Origin of the sequence: Achromobacter sp. UBA2119, from assembly GCF_002331005.1 — a bacterium.
GTDB lineage: Bacteria > Pseudomonadota > Gammaproteobacteria > Burkholderiales > Burkholderiaceae_B > Achromobacter > Achromobacter animicus.
Window position 1 is genome coordinate 135,361 of record NZ_DCYD01000019.1, and the last position, 16,741, is coordinate 152,101.

At 66.7% G+C, this 16,741-nt stretch carries 10 protein-coding genes; 7 read left to right on the plus strand and 3 right to left on the minus strand.

Going from position 1 to position 16,741, the window contains the following annotated elements; translation table 11 throughout:
* Positions 1-25 precede the first annotated feature (25 nt).
* Positions 26-1,411: a NarK family nitrate/nitrite MFS transporter gene (locus B3098_RS24150; protein ID WP_175136319.1), complete on the minus strand. Its 1,386-nt coding sequence runs from the start codon at positions 1,409-1,411 to the stop codon at positions 26-28.
* A 26-nt stretch (positions 1,412-1,437) separates the two neighbouring features.
* A complete protein-coding gene (locus tag B3098_RS24155) occupies positions 1,438-2,697 on the minus strand; it encodes an MFS transporter (RefSeq protein ID WP_239212686.1) in 1,260 nt (419 codons plus the stop codon).
* A gap of 242 nt (positions 2,698-2,939) precedes the next feature.
* Between B3098_RS24155 and B3098_RS24160 the strand changes: the two genes are divergently transcribed.
* Positions 2,940-4,190 (plus strand): NnrS family protein, encoded by a 1,251-nt coding sequence (locus B3098_RS24160; RefSeq protein ID WP_286899499.1) that lies wholly within the window; start codon positions 2,940-2,942, stop codon positions 4,188-4,190.
* Positions 4,191-4,196: 6 nt separating this feature from the next.
* On the opposite strand, the gene B3098_RS24165 is transcribed toward B3098_RS24160, so the two are convergent.
* A complete protein-coding gene (locus B3098_RS24165) occupies positions 4,197-5,153 on the minus strand; it encodes a molecular chaperone DnaJ (RefSeq protein ID WP_175121293.1) in 957 nt (318 codons plus the stop codon).
* A 151-nt stretch (positions 5,154-5,304) separates the two neighbouring features.
* Between B3098_RS24165 and B3098_RS24170 the strand changes: the two genes are divergently transcribed.
* The 6 genes from B3098_RS24170 (at position 5,305) to B3098_RS24195 (ending at position 16,719) form a co-directional block, all read left to right on the plus strand.
* Positions 5,305-6,492: an efflux RND transporter periplasmic adaptor subunit gene (locus tag B3098_RS24170; RefSeq protein ID WP_286899502.1), complete on the plus strand. Its 1,188-nt coding sequence runs from the start codon at positions 5,305-5,307 to the stop codon at positions 6,490-6,492.
* The gene (locus B3098_RS24175; protein WP_286899503.1) at positions 6,489-9,569 is read left to right on the plus strand and encodes a multidrug efflux RND transporter permease subunit; all 3,081 of its coding nucleotides are present in this window, start codon (positions 6,489-6,491) and stop codon (positions 9,567-9,569) included. The genes B3098_RS24170 and B3098_RS24175 overlap by 4 nt, the downstream gene beginning before the upstream one ends.
* Positions 9,566-12,628, plus strand: coding sequence for an efflux RND transporter permease subunit (locus B3098_RS24180; RefSeq protein ID WP_286899505.1), 3,063 nt, complete (start codon positions 9,566-9,568; stop codon positions 12,626-12,628). The genes B3098_RS24175 and B3098_RS24180 overlap by 4 nt, the downstream gene beginning before the upstream one ends.
* Positions 12,629-12,892: 264 nt before the next feature.
* The gene (locus B3098_RS24185) at positions 12,893-14,446 is read left to right on the plus strand and encodes an efflux transporter outer membrane subunit (protein WP_286899507.1); all 1,554 of its coding nucleotides are present in this window, start codon (positions 12,893-12,895) and stop codon (positions 14,444-14,446) included.
* Positions 14,439-15,656 carry an HlyD family secretion protein gene (locus tag B3098_RS24190; RefSeq protein ID WP_414631310.1) on the plus strand — a complete coding sequence of 406 codons (1,218 nt, stop codon included), beginning with the start codon at positions 14,439-14,441 and terminating at the stop codon, positions 15,654-15,656. The genes B3098_RS24185 and B3098_RS24190 overlap by 8 nt, the downstream gene beginning before the upstream one ends.
* Positions 15,646-16,719 carry a DUF2955 domain-containing protein gene (locus B3098_RS24195; RefSeq protein WP_286899508.1) on the plus strand — a complete coding sequence of 358 codons (1,074 nt, stop codon included), beginning with the start codon at positions 15,646-15,648 and terminating at the stop codon, positions 16,717-16,719. Before B3098_RS24190 ends, B3098_RS24195 begins: the two co-directional genes overlap by 11 nt.
* The last annotated feature ends 22 nt before the right edge of the window (positions 16,720-16,741 follow it).

Sequence of the window (16,741 nt, forward strand, 5' to 3'; positions counted from 1 at the left end):
CGGACCGGCCGGCGTATCGGGCAGATCAGCACGGCACGGGCGCATTGCGGCGCGCGTAGAACCACCAGGTGATCAGCATGCAGGTGGCGTAAAAGCCGATGAAGCAAACCAGCGCGGTCTGGACGCTGCCCGTCATGTCGAGCGACGTGCCGAAGCTGCGCGGAATGAAAAAGCCGCCATAGGCCCCGATGGCGCCGGAAAAACCCAGCACGGCGGCCGATTCCTTGGCCGCTTCCGTCATCGCCTGCTTTTGCGCGGCCGGGCCCTTGCCCTGCGCGGCCTGCGTGCGCTCACGCAGGAAGATCACGGGGATCATGCGGAACGTCGAGCCGTTGCCCAGGCCGGTCAGCGCGAACAGCACGATGAACATGGCGAGGAACCCGTTGAAGTCGCCCAGGCGGCCTTCGCCAGGCAGGAACACCATGACGCCCGCCACCGCGGCGATCATGGCCGCGAAGGTGAAGAGCGTGACCCGGGCGCCGCCCAGCTTGTCGGAGATCCAGCCGCCCACGGGACGCGTCAGCGATCCGACCAGCGGTCCCAGGAAGGCGTATGCCATGGGATTGACCGTGGGAAACAGCGTCTTGGTCAGCATCGCGAAGCCCGCCGAGAAGCCGATGAACGACCCGAACGTGCCCACGTACAGCCAGCACATCAGCCAGTTGTGTTTGCGCTTGAAGATGACGGCCTGATCGGCGAACGAGGCGCGCGCGTCGGCGATGTCGTTCATGCCGAACCACGCGGCGATGGACGCCAGCGCGATGGGGATCACCCAGATGAAGCCCGCGTTCTGCAGCCACAGGTTCTGCTGCGTGCCATTGGCGTTGATCACCTGGGGTTCGCCGCCAGCGACGCCAAACACGCCCATCGTGATGACGACCGGCACCACGAACTGCACCAGCGACACGCCCAGGTTGCCGATGCCGGCATTCAGGCCCGTGGCCAGACCCTTCTTTTCCTTGGGAAAGAAGAAGCTGATGTTGGCCATGCTGGAGCTGAAGTTGCCGCCGCCCAGGCCGCACAGCAGCGCCAGGATCAGGAGCGTGGGGAACGAGGTGGTCGGGTCGCGCAGCGCAAAGCCCATGCCCAGCGCCGGAATCAGCAGCGAGGCGGTGGAGATGGCTGTCCATTTGCGCCCGCCGAAGACGGGCACGAGGAACGAGTAGAAGATGCGCAGCGTGGCGCCCGACAGCGCGGGCAGCGCCGTCAGCCAGAACAGCTGGTTCTTGGACAGCATGAAGCCGGCGCGGTCCAGGTTGACCACGACCACGCTCCACAGCATCCAGATGCTGAACGCCAGCATCAGCGCCGGGATCGAGATCCACAGATTGCGGTTGGCGACGCGCGCGCCGGTCTGTTTCCAGAAGCCGGGGTTATCCGGCTCCCAGCGCGCAAGGACTTGAGTGGACATGAGGTTCTCTCAGGATGGTGGGTGGGTCAGGCGGCTTGCTGCCGCGCGATGGCCGCGCTTTCGGGCCGGAAACTGAAGTGCATGAAGATGAGCGAGACGCAGACCGTGCCGTACAGCAGCATGAAGGCGCTGGAGCGGATGCCGGTCAGGTCGAGCAGGACGCCGAACATGATGGGAAGAATGAAGCCGCCCAGGCCGCCAGCCAGCCCGACGATGCCGGACACGGCGCCGATGTTGTCGCTGAACTCGTCAGAAATGAACTTGAAGACGGAGGCCTTGCCGATCGCCATGGCGATGCCGACGATGAACAGCAGGATGGTGAAGGTGACCGGACCGAGCGCGATGCCGAAGGAACGCGGGCCGCCGGCTGTCATGACGGTGAATTCGGTTTGCGGATAGCTCAGCAGGAAGAACGCGACCCAGCACACCCACATCACCCACCACGTGGTCTTGTAGGCGCCGTAGCGGTCGGAGATCCAGCCGCCCACCGCGCGCAGCACGCCGCCGGGCAGCGAGAAACATGCAGCCAACAGCGCGGCCAGCTTCATGTCGAAGCCGTATTCGCCGATGTAGTACTTGGTCATCCACAGCGCCAGGGCAACGTAGCCGCCGAACACGACCGAGTAGTACTGGCAATAGCGCCAGACGCGCGGGTCCTTCAGCATGGCGAACTGGGCCGACAAGGATGCGCCGCCCGCAACGCGGTGCGAGGGATCGGACGACGAGAACATCCAGAACAGGATCGCGGTGACCAGCAGCGCCACGGCGTACACCTGCGGCACGATGACCCACGATCCGGCGGCCGCGGCGATCAGGGCGGGCGCCACGAATTTGGTGATGGCCGAACCCGAGTTGCCGGCGCCAAAGACGCCCATGGCCAGGCCCTGCTTGTTGCGCGGGAACCAGCGCGCCACGTAGGGCGTACCCACCGAGAACGAGCCGCCGGTCAGGCCGACGAACAGCGCCAGCACCAGGAACTGCCAGTATTCCGTGGCGTACGACAGCAGCCAGATCGGCACCACTGCCAACAACATCAGCACGAAGAACACGGGACGGCCGCCGTAGCGGTCGGTCCAGATGCCCAGCGGCACGCGCACGAGGGAACCGGTCAGGACCGGCATGGCGGCCAGCAGGCCGAATTGCGTTTCAGACAGGCCGAGCTGGGTTTTTATGGGAATGCCCAGCACGGCGAAGATCATCCACACCGCGAAACAGATGGTGAAGGCAAACGTACTGGATATCAGGACCCGCATCGGCGCGCCGGCCGAGGATTGATGTGCTGCCATGGTTGGTCTCGTTTTTTGCTGACAAATGCGTATGTGGGTAGCCTAAGGAGGCCACCCTTCACTCACCATTCCCCAGCCGACCAAAGGGCCATTTCCGAAGTGCCTAGTCATGCGGGTGTTCCGGACAGCCTTGCGCTGGATCAAGCAGGCAAGTCGCGCCCGGATGCCGCCAGCAGTAATATGTATTTCAAATACACGTTCAAACCCGCAACGCGGCGCACCCTGCGCGCACTGGCTACATCATGAGCACCCTGCTTTCCATTGAAGAACCCGCAAAGAAGCCGCGCCCCGCACCGCCCGAATGGCGCGCTTTCACCGAAATGGGATTTCGCCCGCTGTACCTGGCGGGCTGTTTTTGGGCCCTGTTCTCCGTGCTGCTGTGGGTGCATGCACCGGAGCGCCTGACCGGCGTGCTGAACGGCATGTTCTGGCACGCGCATGAAATGCTGTGGGGCTTTGTCGCCACCATTGCCGTGGGGTTTCTGCTGACGGCGGGCGCCAACTGGACGGGCAAGAATCCGCTGCGCGGCAACCCGCTGGCGGCCATGTGCGGGTTATGGATCGTGGCGCGGGTGGGCTATCTGGTGCCGGGCCGCCCGGCATTCGCCGTTGCGGCGGCTGCCGATCTGCTCTTCTTTCTGTGGGCGGCTGGGGCGCTGGGACGCGCCGTCGCCGTGACACGCAATCAGCGCAACTATGGCGTCCCGCTCCTGCTGCTGGCGCTCGGCGCGACCAACGGGCTGTATCTGTGGGCGACGGTACAGGGCGACTACGTCACGCTGATGCGCTTTTTCAACGCCGGACTGCTGTCGATGGCCGTGCTGACGTTGCTGATCGCCCGGCGGGTCATGCCCTTCTTCGCCAAGCGCGCCGTCGCGGGCCTGGACATCCCTCCCCATACCAAGAGCGGCCATTGGCAGCTTGGGTTTGGCATCATTGCCATCGCCTGCCTGCTGGCGGGGGTGCAGCAAGTGGCCGCGGCGGCGCTGGCGGCCAGCGGCGTGATCGCGCTGGTGCAGTGGGTGTCCTGGAAGCCGTGGGCCGTGCGGCGCGTGCCGCTTCTGTGGATTCTCTATGCCGGGTATCTGGGCCTGGGCATCGGGCTGCTGGTCGGCGCGGCGCAATTGGCGGGCTTCGTCGTCCGGCAGGCGTGGCCGGCGCACGTGATTGGCGTGGCAGGGTTTTCCGTGCTGATCCTGGGCATGGTGACGCGCACCGCGCTGGGCCACCTGGGCCGGCCGCTGCACACGGACCGCAGCATGGTCGTGAGCTACGCGCTGATGATCCTGGCGGCATTGCTGCGGCTGGCGGCGCTGTTGCCCACCGCCGCAACACTGGGACTGCTGCATGCGTCCGCCACCGCGTGGGCGCTGGCGCTGGGACTGTACCTGTGGCGGTTCTTCCCGATGATGATCCGGCCGCGCGCGGATGCGGCGGCCAAGCAGGCCGCGCCGGTCATGCGGGTGATGCCGGTGTCGCGGCCGAAAGGCTGAGACGCGTCAGGACCGATCTTCGCGCCGCTCCATCGCGGCCACTTCCCGGCGCATCGCCTTGATCCACGCCTTGAGCAGGGATTCATCCGAGAACTGCATGATCTCGTGCTCCAGTTCCTGGATGTACTCCTGGATGTCCTTGATATCGTCGTCCAGTTCGCCCATTACCGTGTCGGGGTCGAACGTGGCGAACACGTCCAGTTCGTAGCGCAGCTTGAAGCCTTCTTCGGCGAACTGAAGCTGGCTCAGCACTTCGTCCAGCTCGAGGATCAGCGACGCGTTGACAGAGTCCAGCTCATCGTCGGGAATGTCGCGGTCTCCCAGCAGGTCGATCATCGATTCATCGTTGGCCGTGGACTGCGCCAGGCGCACCTGCTCGGCCTCTTGCAAGGCCTGCCACGCGACGTCATTCGTCACGGCCGGAATCTTGACGACGCGCGCGTACTCCAGCAGTTCTTCCGCGTCCTCGTCGTCATACTGGTCCTGGATGATCTGCAGCAACTGCATGGGCGACATCGAGGCCAGATCGGCAACGTCCAGATCCAGCGCATCGGCCAGTTCCTGGCCCGCGCTTTCCGTCAGTTCGGCCAGGTTGGCGTCGTAATCCGACCCGCGGTGCTTCTTGTAGAGCGTCTTGAGGCGCGCGGTGTCGCAACCGGCAGGCAGCTCGCTCTTGGTTGCCAGGACCAGCAGTTCTTCCGAAAACTCCGTGACCAGTTCGGAAACGAATTCGCGCTCGGCCTTGGACAGGCCCATTTCCTTGTACGCATGATCAAAGCACAGCACCAGCTTGTAACGAAGCTGGTTGAGCTTTTCTTCGAGGGGCCGCAGCGTCTCGGTGTACTTGCGCTGGTAATCGGCTTCGATCGACTGCCACTGCGCCAAGCGGTCGCGTTCGGACGCCAGCCGTTCCTGCAGGCGCTCGAATAATTCCCGCTGACTTTCGAAGGATTCTTTGCTCATGACCCACTCCTCTTGCAAACCGGGGTATTGAAAACAGCCGCCACTCTAAACGATACGCGCAAACCCTTCTTGAAAATCAGCGTCAATAACGCTAATCATTATTATTAATATAGAATCTCGGCTGTCCGCTATCCCTTGCCTGGCAGCCCTGATGTCCCTGCGCTTCCTTGCGGGCCCCACCCCCTCACGCAAACGCCTGATCCTGATCGCGGCAGCCTTGGCGCTGGCCCTGCTGATCGGTGCCGCGGTCTGGCTGGCGGGCAATAAAGGCCCGGCCGCCCCTCCTCCCCCCAACTACGGGAAGCTTCCCGTCGCAGTGAGCGTCGCCGCCGCGCGCACTGGCCCGCTGCAGCGGGACCTGCATGCGTTGGGCACCATCACGCCGCTGGCTCAGGTGACCGTGCGCAGCCAGGTCGATGGCCAGTTGGTGAGGCTGCACTACACCGAAGGCCAGGCCGTCTCGCAGGGTCAGTTGCTTGCCGAAATAGACCCGCGCCCCTTCCAGGCTGCGCTGGCGTCCGCCGAAGGCGAGCTGGCGCAAACGCAAGCGCTGCTGGACAACGCCGAAGCGGACCTGCGCCGTTATCGCAAGCTGGCGCGGCAGGAGGCCGTGGCCGGGCAGCAGCTCGATACTGCCGAGGCGCAGGTGCGGATGTACACCGCGCAGCGCCAGAAGAACCAGGCGCAGGTCGCCGACGCCCGCCGCCTGCTCAGTCTTACGCGCATCGTGGCGCCGCACGCCGGCCGCGTGGGCTTGCGGCGCGTGGATGCCGGCAACCACGTGCGCACGACAGACGCAGACGGGCTGACCACGCTGGTGCAGATGGCGCCCACGTCGGCCCTGTTCAGCATCTCGGAGACCCGCCTGGACATTCTGCGTCAGGCGCAGGCCAAAACGCCCGTGCTGCCCGTGCAGGCCTGGGACCCCGACGAGCGCCGCATCTTGGCTGAAGGCACGCTCGAGGCGCTGGACAACCGCATCCAGGCGGCCAGCGGCACGGTGCGGCTGCGCGCGCGCTTCGACAATGCCGACGAGTCGTTGTTTCCCAACCAGTTCGTGAACATCCGGCTGGCCGTCGTGCAGCAGGACGATGTCGTGACCATACCCACCGCCGCCGTGCAGTTCGGTTCTGAAGGATCGTTCGTCTTCGTCATCGGCGACGACAATCGCGTCACCCGCCGCGTGCTGGAACTGGGTCCGGCCAACGCGGGTCGCATCGTCGTGCTGGCGGGCCTGGCCGAGGACGAGCGCGTCGTGGTTGAGGGCGTGGACCGGCTGCATGACGGACGCGATGTGCAGATCGTGGAGCAGCATGATCAGGACAAGGAGCCCGCATGAGCCTGTCACGCCCCTTCATCCTGCGCCCGGTCGCCACATCGTTCCTGATGATCGCCCTGCTGTTGTCGGGCATCCTGGCGTGGCGCCTGCTGCCCGTGGCCGCATTGCCGCAGGTCGACTATCCCATCATCCAGGTCACCACGCAGTATCCGGGCGCCAGTCCCAACGTGACGGCGCGCGCGGTCACCGCACCGCTGGAGCGGCGCTTCGGGCAGATACCGGGCTTAAAGCAGATGTCGTCCACCAGCGGCAGCGGCATCTCGGTCATCACGCTGCAGTTTGCGCTGGACGTGCCGCTGGGCGTGGCCGAACAGGAGGTGCAGGCAGCCATCAGCGCCAGCGATTCGCTTCTGCCGAACGATCTGCCCACCCCGCCCGTCTACCGCAAGGTCAACCCCGCGGACGTGCCGATCCTGACGCTGGCCGTCACGTCGGATTCGCTGCCGCTGCCCAAGGTCTACGATCTGGTGGATACGCGGATGACGCAGCGGCTGTCGCAGCTGTCGGGCGTGGGCATGGTCAGCCTGGCGGGCGGGCAGCGCCCCGCCGTGCGCGTGCAGGTCAACCCGATGGCGCTGGCCGCGCGCGGCCTGCAGTTGTCGGACGTGCAAGAGGCGATTGCCAGGGCCAACTCCAATCAGCCTAAAGGCAGCTTTGATGGCCCCGTGCGGTCCGTCATCATGGACGCCAATGATCAATTGCAGAGCGCCGAGGAATACCGCGACCTGATCGTCGCCTGGAAGAATGGCGCGCCGGTGCGGCTGGGTCAGATCGCGACGGTCGAAGACGGCGCCGAAGACCGCTATCTGGCCGCATGGGTGGACAAGCAACCCGCGGTGCTGGTGAATATCCAGCGCCAGCCGGGCGCCAACGTCATTGCGGTGGCGGACCAGGTCAAGGCGTTGCTGCCGCAACTGACGGCCAGCCTGCCCGCCGCCGTGCAGGTGCGCATCCTGACCGATCGGACGGAGAGCATCCGCGCTTCGGTGCGCGGCGTGCAATGGGAGCTGGCCTTCGCCGTGGGGCTGGTCGTCCTGGTGACCTTTCTGTTCCTGCGCAACCTGCCCGCTACGCTGATCCCCAGCTTGGCCGTCCCGCTGTCGCTGATCGGCACGTTCGGCTTCATGTACCTGGCCGGTTTCTCCACCAACAACCTGACGCTGATGGCGCTGACCATAGGCGCAGGTTTCGTGGTGGACGACGCCATCGTCATGCTGGAGAACATTGCGCGCTACCGCGAACAAGGCCACAGCCCGATGGCGGCCGCGCTCAAGGGCGCGGGGCAGATCGGCTTCACGCTGGTGTCGCTGACGCTGTCGCTGATCGCGGTGCTGATCCCGCTGCTGTTCATGGAAGACGTGGTGGGCCGGTTGTTCCGTGAGTTCGCCATTACGTTGGCCGTCGCCATCCTGATCTCGCTGGCGGTTTCGCTGACGCTTACGCCCATGATGTGCGCGCGCCTGCTGCCGGCGCACGAGCCGTCGCGCCCCGGGTTGCTGGACCGCCTGCAAGTACGCTACGCCGGCTGGCTGGACGTGACCCTGCGCCACCAGCGGCTGACGCTGCTGGCGATGGTGGCCACCTTGGTGCTGACCGGCCTGCTGTATCTGGCGGTGCCCAAGGGCTTCTTTCCAGCGCAGGACGGCGGCGTTTTGCAAGGCGTGACCCAATCCGCGCAGAGCACGTCGTTTGACGCCATGTCGCGTCGTCAGCAGGCCGTGGCGGAAAGCCTGCTGGCCGATCCCGACGTCGCGACCCTGTCGTCCTTCATCGGCATCGACGGCATGAACGCCACGCTGAACACGGGGCGTCTGCTGATCAACCTGAAGCCCTGGAACGAACGCAGCGCGCCGCTGGCGGACATCATGGCGCGGCTGGACGCGCGGGCGCGCGAGGTGAACGGCATCTCGCTTTACCTGCAACCTGTGCAGGAACTGAACATCGAAGACCGCGTCAGCCGCGGCCAATATCAGTTCAGCCTGACTTCGCCCGACGGCGCCCTGCTGACGCGCTGGACCACCGCGCTGATGCAGCGGCTGGCGCAGGCGCCCCAGCTTGCCGACGTGTCTTCCGATTTGCAAGGCGGGGGACGTCAAGCCTATCTGGAGGTCTCGCGCGACGCCGCTGCGCGCTTGGGCGTCACGATGGACGACGTGGCGCAGGCCCTGTACAACGCATTCGGTCAGCGTCAGGTCGCCACGCTGTTCACGCAATCCAACCAGTACCGCGTGGTGCTGGAGGTGGACCGGACTATGGCGACCAGCCCCGAGGCGTTGGAACGCGTCCATCTGCAGACGGAAAACGGGCAGGCCATTCCGCTGTCCGCACTGGCCACGGTCAGTGAACGCGCCGCACCGCTGGCGGTGAATCACCTGTCGCAGTTCCCCGCGGTGAATCTGTCTTTCAACCTGCCGCCGGGCGGTTCGCTGGGCGAAGCCATCGCTGCCATCGAAGCGGCCAAGCAGGAAATCGGCATGCCCGAAAGCGTCGAGCTGCGGCTGCAAGGCGCGGCGTCGGCGTTCGAGGCGTCGCTGTCCAACACGTTGTGGCTGATGCTGGCCGCGGTGGTGACCATGTACCTCGTGCTGGGCATGCTGTACGAAAGCGCCATCCACCCGGTCACCATCCTGTCCACCCTGCCCTCGGCCACGGTCGGCGCGCTGCTTGCGCTGCTGATCACCGGCCGGCCGCTGGACCTGATTGCCGTGATCGGCATCATTCTGCTGATCGGGCTGGTCAAGAAGAACGGCATCATGATGGTCGACTTTGCGCTGGAGGCTGAGCGCACGCGCGGCCTTGACCCGCAAGCCGCCATCCGCGAGGCTGCGCTGCTGCGCCTGCGCCCCATCCTGATGACGACGCTGGCCGCACTGTTTGGCGCGCTGCCGTTGATGCTGGCGACCGGCTCGGGCGCCGAGCTGCGCCAGCCGCTGGGCTGGGTCATGGTTGGCGGGCTGCTGGTCAGCCAGGTGCTGACCCTGTTCACCACGCCGGCCGTGTACCTGTTCTTTCACCGGCTGGGCCACCGCCGCGCTGATGCCGCACCGGCGCCCAACGCCGAAGGCCCGGTGAAATGATCCGGGCGTTGCTGCACCGGCCGGTCGCCTGCATTTTTCTGGCGCTGGCGCTGACGCTGCTGGGCGCGGTGGCGTGGCGCCTGCTGCCGGTGGCGCCGTTGCCGCAGGTGGATTTTCCGACCATCGAAGTGCGCGCCGATCTGCCCGGCGCCAGCCCCGAAAGCATGGCCAGCACAGTCGCCGCGCCGCTGGAACGGGCGCTGGGCAGCATTGCGGGCGTCAGCTCGATGAGCTCGTCCAGCAACCAGGGTTCGACCCGCGTGCAGCTCCAGTTTGAACTGGATCGCAACATCGACGAGGCCGCCCGCAACGTGCAGGCCGCCATCAACGCCGCACGCGCCGAACTGCCCGCCGGCATGCCGGGCAATCCCAGCTATCGCAAGGTCAATCCGTCGCAGGCGCCCATCATGGCGCTGGCGCTCAGTTCCGCCACGCGGCCCGCTGGTCAGCTCTACGACCTGGGTTCAACCGTGCTGGCGCAGAAGCTTTCGCAGATCAGCGGCGTGGGCGAGGTGACGATGGGCGGCAGTTCACTGCCGGCCGTGCGGGTCCAGGTCAATCCCAACGCGCTGGCGCACTACGGCGTGGCGCTGGACGACGTGCGCGAGGCAATTTCGAACGCCGCTCCGATGGGCCCGCAAGGGCAGCTCGATTCGGCCGGCCAGCGCTGGGAGGTCGGCACCCCCGAGCAGCCGCGCCGCGCGCAGGACTACGAGAGTCTCATCGTGCGCTACCAGGATGGCGCCGTGATCCGGCTGTCGCAGGTGGCGCGCGTCAGCGATTCGGTCGAAAACCGCTACAGCAGCGGCTTTCACAACCGCAATCCGGCGGTGGTGTTGACCATCAGCCGGCAGCCGGGCTCTAACATCATCGAAACCATCGACGCCATCAACCAGGCCCTTCCGGGCCTGCGCCAGTTGATGCCCGCCGACGTGGACCTGACCGTCGCACTGGACCGCTCGCCGGGCATCAAGGCGACGCTGCGCGAAGCGCATATCACCCTGGCGCTGGCCGCCGGGCTGGTCATCCTGGTGGTGGGGCTGTTTCTGGGCAATGCGCGTGCCGCCGCGATCCCCAGCGTGGCGATTCCGGTCTGCCTGATCGCCACCTTTGCCGTCATGTACGCGTGGGGCTTTTCGCTGAACAACCTGTCGCTCATGGCGCTGATCGTGGCCGCCGGGCTGGTGGTGGACGACGCCATCGTCGTGCTGGAAAACATCTCGCGCCATCTGGAGCGCGGTCTCACGCCGGTCAAGGCCGCGCTGCGCGGCGTGCGCGAGGTGGGCTTTACCCTGGTGGCCATGACCGTGGCGCTGAGCGTCGTGTTCGTGTCGATCCTGTTCATGGGCGGTCTGGTGGAGCGGCTGTTCCGCGAATTTTCGATCACCCTGGTGGCCGCCACCGTCATCTCGCTGGTCGTGTCGGTGGCCATCATTCCGGCACTGTGCGCGCGCTGGCTGCGGCCCGTCAGCCATGTTGCGGCCAAGCCCTCGCGGATGCAGGCGGTGTTTGCCCGCATCCACGACTGGTATGGCGTGTCGCTGGCGCGCGTGCTTGGCCACGCGCGCCTGACGTTGCTGCTGCTGGCAGGCGTCGTCGGGCTGAACGTCTACCTGTATGTCCAGGCGCCCAAGGGATTTTTGCCGGTGCAGGACACCGGCCAGCTCATGGGCTTCGTGCGCGGCGACGACGGGTTCTCGTTTCAGGTCATGCAGCCCAAGATCGACCAGTACCGGCAACTTGTCCTCAAGCATCCGGCCGTCGACGACGTCATCGGCTACAACGGCGGCGGCCTGGGCATCAGCAATTCTCTGTTCCTCATCCGCTTGAAACCCGCCGCCGAACGCGAGGCGTCGTCCACCGAGGTCATCAACTGGATGCGCACGAACGCGCCGGCGGTGCCGGGCGGCATGTTCTTCCTGAACGTGGACCAGGACCTGCGCATGCCAGGCGGTTTCGGCAATTCCGGCGACCACGAACTGGCCATCATGGCCAGCGACGTGCCGGCGCTGCGGGAATGGTCACGCAAGATCTCCAAGGCGATGCAGGAGATCCCCGAGCTGCGCGAGGTCGACGCGCAAGGCGACGGCGCGACGCAGCAGGTCGTGATCGACATCGACCGCAGCGCGGCGCAGCGGCTGGGCGTCGACATGGACACCATCAGCAGCGTGCTGAGCAATTCATTCAGCCAGCGGCAGGTCGCGACGCTGTACGACGCGATGAACCAGTACCGCGTCGTGCTGGAACTGGACCCGCGCTACACCGAAGACCCGGAAGTCCTGGAACAGGTGCACGTCGTGGCTGCCGATGGCAACCGCGTTCCGCTGACCGCATTTGCCACCTACGATAACGGGCTGGTCAACGACCGGGTCTTTCACGATGGCCTGTTTGCCGCGGTGTGGGTCGGCTTCTCGCTGGCGCCGGGCGTGTCGCTGGAACAGGGGTTGGCCGCCATTGACGCGGCGACGGCCAAGCTGATGGTGCCGTCTTACATCCAGACCCGCCTGGGCGGCGATGCGCGCAACTTCCAACAGAGCCTGCAGGACCAGCCCTGGCTGATCCTGGGGGTCCTGGTCGCCATCTACCTGGTGCTGGGCATCCTGTACGAAAGCGCGCTGCATCCGCTGACCATCCTGTCCACGCTGCCATCGGCCGGCGTCGGGGCGCTGCTGGCGTTGCGGCTGGCCGGCATCGAGTTCACGCTGATTGCGCTGCTGGGGCTGTTCCTGCTGGTGGGCATCGTCATGAAAAACGCCATCCTCATGATCGACTTCGCCCTGAGTCTGGAGCGGCGCGAGAACCTGACGCCCGAGCAGGCCATCCACCGCGCCGCCATGCTGCGCCTGCGGCCCATCGTCATGACCAACCTCGCAGGTCTTCTGGGCGCCCTGCCCTTGGTGCTTGGAATGGGCGAAGGGTCGGAATTGCGCCGCCCGCTGGGTGTCGCCATTGTCGGCGGGTTGATGATCAGCCAGTTCCTGACGCTGTATACGACGCCGATCGTGTATCTGGCGCTGGAGCGGCTGCGCCGCCTGGGCTGGCGCCGCCGCACCGCCTGACCGTGGCGGCCTGCCGGGCCGCCCTCCGTATCTTCCCGCTAGCCGGAAAATAAAAAGCTCAATAGAATCGGTTGGCACGCTGACGCAGACCGCCCGATCCGGTCCGGCGCTTTTTCGCGCCGCCGAGAACGCGACTGCTGCCCGCGATGCCGGCGCGACCACACAACACGTTGTCGCTGCCGAGCTTTCCGGCGTTCGCGGTGCGGGCACCATCGGGCCGTCACCGGGGACTCGCAGTTTAGCCTCTGACAGACCTGGTGCCCAATGTGGCCGATGACTTGTTTGAATCGACTGCTGCTGACCGGCGTGCTGTGCCTGGCCGGTTGCGTGCAAGTGGGACCCGACTTCGAGCCCCAGCGTGTCGACTGGTCTAGCCAATGGGACACGCCGGCGCTGCAACAAGCCACCGTGGAAGCCTCGCAGCCGGACGCCCGGCAGTGGTGGCGTATCTTTGACGACCCCGTTCTTGAATCCCTGATCGCCCAGGCCGATGCGCACAATCCCGGCGTACAGGTGGCCGGTCTGCAGATCATGGAAGCGCGCGCCCAGCTTGGCATTGCCCGCAGCGGTCTGTATCCGCAATCGCAGGTCGTCGGCGCGGACGCGCTCTATCAGCATCGGTCATCGCGCTCCTCGGAAGGCAATCCGCGGCCCAGCAGCTTCTGGCAATACAGCGCGGGGTTCAGCATCGGCTGGGAACTGGACTTCTGGGGCCGTTTCAGCCGCGCCATCGAATCCGCGGATGCCGCCTACTTCGCGGCCGAGGCCAACCGCGAAGACGTGCTGGTGCTGCTGCACGCGCAGGTCGCCGAAAGCTATTACGCGCTGCGCACGGCCGAAGCCCGGCTGCGCATCGCCCGCGACAATGCGGCCATCCAGAAGCGCAGCTACGAGATCACCGAGCGCCTTTTCAAGAGCGGCGAGACCGACGAACTGGACCTGCAGCAGGCGCGCACGCAATACCTTGGCACGCTCAGCACCATTCCGGAGTTCGAAAGCCAGATCGCGCGCACCCGCAACGCGCTGGCGGTGCTGGTCGGCAAGCCGCCGGGCCCGATGCCGGAGCTGCCCGACCTGGCGACGCGCGAGGCCGTGATTCCGCTGATCGACCGGGCGGTGCTGCAGGACGTGCCGGCCAACCTGCTGCTGCGGCGACCGGACATCCGTGCCGCCGAGCTGCGGATCGCGGCGCAGTCCGCGCAGGTGGGCGTGGCCAAGGCGGATCTTTACCCTTCGTTGACGCTGCTGGGCAGCATCGCCTGGACCGCCACGTCGCTGGCCGGCACGTCCGGCGGCGCAGCCCTGCTTGCCGGCCCCAGCCTGACCTGGAACGTGTTCGACCACGGCCGGATCACCAACACGGTGCGCCTGCAGGACGCGCGGCTGCAGCAGCTCATCGTCATCTACCAGGACGCCGTGCGCCAGGCCGCGCGCGAGGCCGACGACGCCGCCACGGGACTGGTCAAGGCGCTGGAACGCGACGGGATCCTCTACGACTCGGCGCTGGCGGCCAAGCGCTCGTTGACGCTGGCCACGGCGCTCTACCGCGAGGGCTATTCCGACTTTCAGCGGGTGCTGGATGCGCAGCGCGCGCTGGCAACGCAGCAGGACACCTATCTGGTGAACCGGGGCAATGCCGTGCGCGACCTGATCGCCCTGTACAAGGCAGTGGGCGGCGGCTGGTACAGCGACCAGCCGGTCATCGATCCGGCCACGCAAGAACAGATGCAGCGGCGCACCAATTGGGGCGACCTGCTGTCCGAGGCCGGGCGGCCCGCGCCGGCGCTTCCCAAGACCACGAGGCGATCCGATGACTAGTCCCAGGCCCGCGCCCCCGACGGCCAGCGCTGCGCCCGCGGCGAGCCCTGGCTCGCCGCCCCGCGATACGCCGGCACGCCCCGCGCCGTCCGAGCCGCCGCCGCCACCGCCCGCCCCGCCGGCCGCCCCGCCGCCCCCCGCGGATCCCGCCAAAAAGGGGGTCCGCTGGGTCCTCGTCGTCATCGTCATCAGCCTGGTCTGGTATCTGTTGGCGGACCGCTACACGCCGTACACGCAGCAGGCGCGGGTGGAGGCCTTTGTGGTGCCCGTGGCGTCCGAAGTGGCGGGCCGGGTGACGCAGGTACATGTGCGCAACAACCAGGACGTGAAGTCGGGCGCCGTGCTGTTCGACATCGACCCGGAGCATTACCGGATTGCGCTCGACCGCGCCCGGGCCGATCTGGACGCCACACGCCGGCAGATTGGCGCCAGCACCGCCGGCATCGATGCGGCGCAGGCGTCCCTGCGCGCGGCGCAAGCCAATGAAGTCCGCGCGCGCCAGGACAGCACCCGGCTCGAGCGCCTGTACCGCGACGACCAGGGCACGATATCGCTGCGCCGGCTGGAGATCGCGCGGGCGAATCTGGCCCAGGCGGTCAGCCAGGTGGCGGCCGCGCGTGCCGAGGTGCAGCGAGCGCGCGAACAAGAAGGGGGCAGCGAGGAAGACAACGCCAAGCTGCGCAGCGCCGCCGCCGCGGTCGCAAAGGCCGAACTGGACCTGGCCAACACGCAGGTGCGCGCCCCCGCCGCGGGCCTGGTCACCGACCTGCGGACCGACGCCGGCCAATTCGCCGCGGCGGGAAAGCCCGTGATGACGCTGATCGCCATCCACGACGTGTGGATCAACGCGGAAATGACCGAGAACAACCTGGGGCACGTCGACCCCGGCACGCCGGTCGCCATCATCCTGGATGCGCTGCCCGGGCAAGTGTTCGAGGGCCGCGTGCGCAGCGTGGGCTATGGCGTCAACGTCGGCACGCCCACGCAGCCCGGCAGCCTTCCCACGGTTCAGAACAGCCGCGACTGGCTGCGCCCCGCCCAACGCTTTCCGGTCGCCATCGACCTCGATCCCGGACAGCTTCCCTCCCTGCGCGGCATCCGGGTGGGCGGCCAGGCCGAAGTGATGGCGTTTCCCAACCCCGGCAATCCGCTCAACCCCCTTGGCCGCCTGTACCTGCGGCTGATGAGCTGGCTTTCCTATGCCTACTGACGCCATCTCCCCCCCGCGCGACCCGCGCGGCCAGCGCGCCCTGCGCCTGGGCGTGGGGACGGCGCTGTGCCTGGCGATCAGCTTCGGGCTGGACATGCCGATCCCGATGATTGCGCCGGTGCTCGGGGTATTCCTGCTGGCGCAGATGAACCGGCCGCTGTCGTTGAAAGCCGGCCTGGCCCTGGCGCTGGTGGCGATGTTCACCACGGGCAGCGGGCTGTTGCTGATTCCGCTGCTTCGCTACTACCCGGCCGGCGGGGTGCTGATCGTCGGCCTGTGCCTGTTCCTGGCGTTTCGCCACGGGCTGCGCGGCGGCAACAATCTGGTGTCGACGTTCCTGATCATCGGCCTGACCATGATTTCTGCGGCAGGCACACTGGACTTCGGCCTGGCGGTGACGGTGATCGAGGCCCTGGTCAAAGCGCTGCTGCTGGCCGCCCTGGTGCTGGGCGTCTGCCACGCGCTGTTTCCCGAACCGCCTGGCCTGCCGGCGCCACCGCCCCCGCCTGTTTTGCCGGCCGCCGAGGCAAGCCGCATGGCCCTGCGCGCGGCGCTGGTCGTGCTGCCGGCCTTTCTGCTGGCGATGACCGATCCGCTGGGCTACATGCCCATCATCCTGAAGGCGGTCAGCCTAGGCCGCCAAAGCTGCGTCACGGCGGCGCATGGCGCGGCGCGCGAGATCCTGGGATCGACGCTGCTGGCCGGCGTGCTTGCGGTGGGGTTCTGGATCGCCCTGCGGCCCTTTCCCAGCCTGTGGATGTATTTCCTGTGGATGCTGCTGTTCGGGCTGGTGATGGCCAGAAAGCTGTACCGGCTGAGCCCCACGCCGCATCCGCCCAGCTTCTGGCTGAACACCCTGATCACGCTCATCATCCTGCTCGGCCAGTCGGTGCAGGACAGCGTGGCGGGCAAGGACGTCTATACCGCCTTCGCCGTGCGCATGGGGCTGTTCATCGCCGTCACCCTGTATGCCTGCCTGATGCTGCAGTTGCTCGAACCCCGGCCGCGTGCGCCCCGCAAGCCGGGCGTATTTTCCTCACGCCGCCGTATTTCCGGAACTTGATTCACATGCCTTGAACTCCCCC

Excerpts from the sequence above, each read along its gene's own strand:
- B3098_RS24195 (WP_286899508.1), top strand. The coding sequence starts at position 15,646 with ATGCCTACTGACGCCATCTCCCCCCCGCGCGACCCGCGCGGCCAGCGC.
- B3098_RS24185 (WP_286899507.1), top strand. The coding sequence starts at position 12,893 with ATGTGGCCGATGACTTGTTTGAATCGACTGCTGCTGACCGGCGTGCTG.
- B3098_RS24175 (WP_286899503.1), top strand. The coding sequence starts at position 6,489 with ATGAGCCTGTCACGCCCCTTCATCCTGCGCCCGGTCGCCACATCGTTC.
- B3098_RS24180 (WP_286899505.1), top strand. The coding sequence starts at position 9,566 with ATGATCCGGGCGTTGCTGCACCGGCCGGTCGCCTGCATTTTTCTGGCG.
- B3098_RS24155 (WP_239212686.1), bottom strand. The coding sequence starts at position 2,697 with ATGGCAGCACATCAATCCTCGGCCGGCGCGCCGATGCGGGTCCTGATA.
- B3098_RS24150 (WP_175136319.1), bottom strand. The coding sequence starts at position 1,411 with ATGTCCACTCAAGTCCTTGCGCGCTGGGAGCCGGATAACCCCGGCTTC.
- B3098_RS24170 (WP_286899502.1), top strand. The coding sequence starts at position 5,305 with ATGTCCCTGCGCTTCCTTGCGGGCCCCACCCCCTCACGCAAACGCCTG.
- B3098_RS24165 (WP_175121293.1), bottom strand. The coding sequence starts at position 5,153 with ATGAGCAAAGAATCCTTCGAAAGTCAGCGGGAATTATTCGAGCGCCTG.
- B3098_RS24190 (WP_414631310.1), top strand. The coding sequence starts at position 14,439 with ATGACTAGTCCCAGGCCCGCGCCCCCGACGGCCAGCGCTGCGCCCGCG.
- B3098_RS24160 (WP_286899499.1), top strand. The coding sequence starts at position 2,940 with ATGAGCACCCTGCTTTCCATTGAAGAACCCGCAAAGAAGCCGCGCCCC.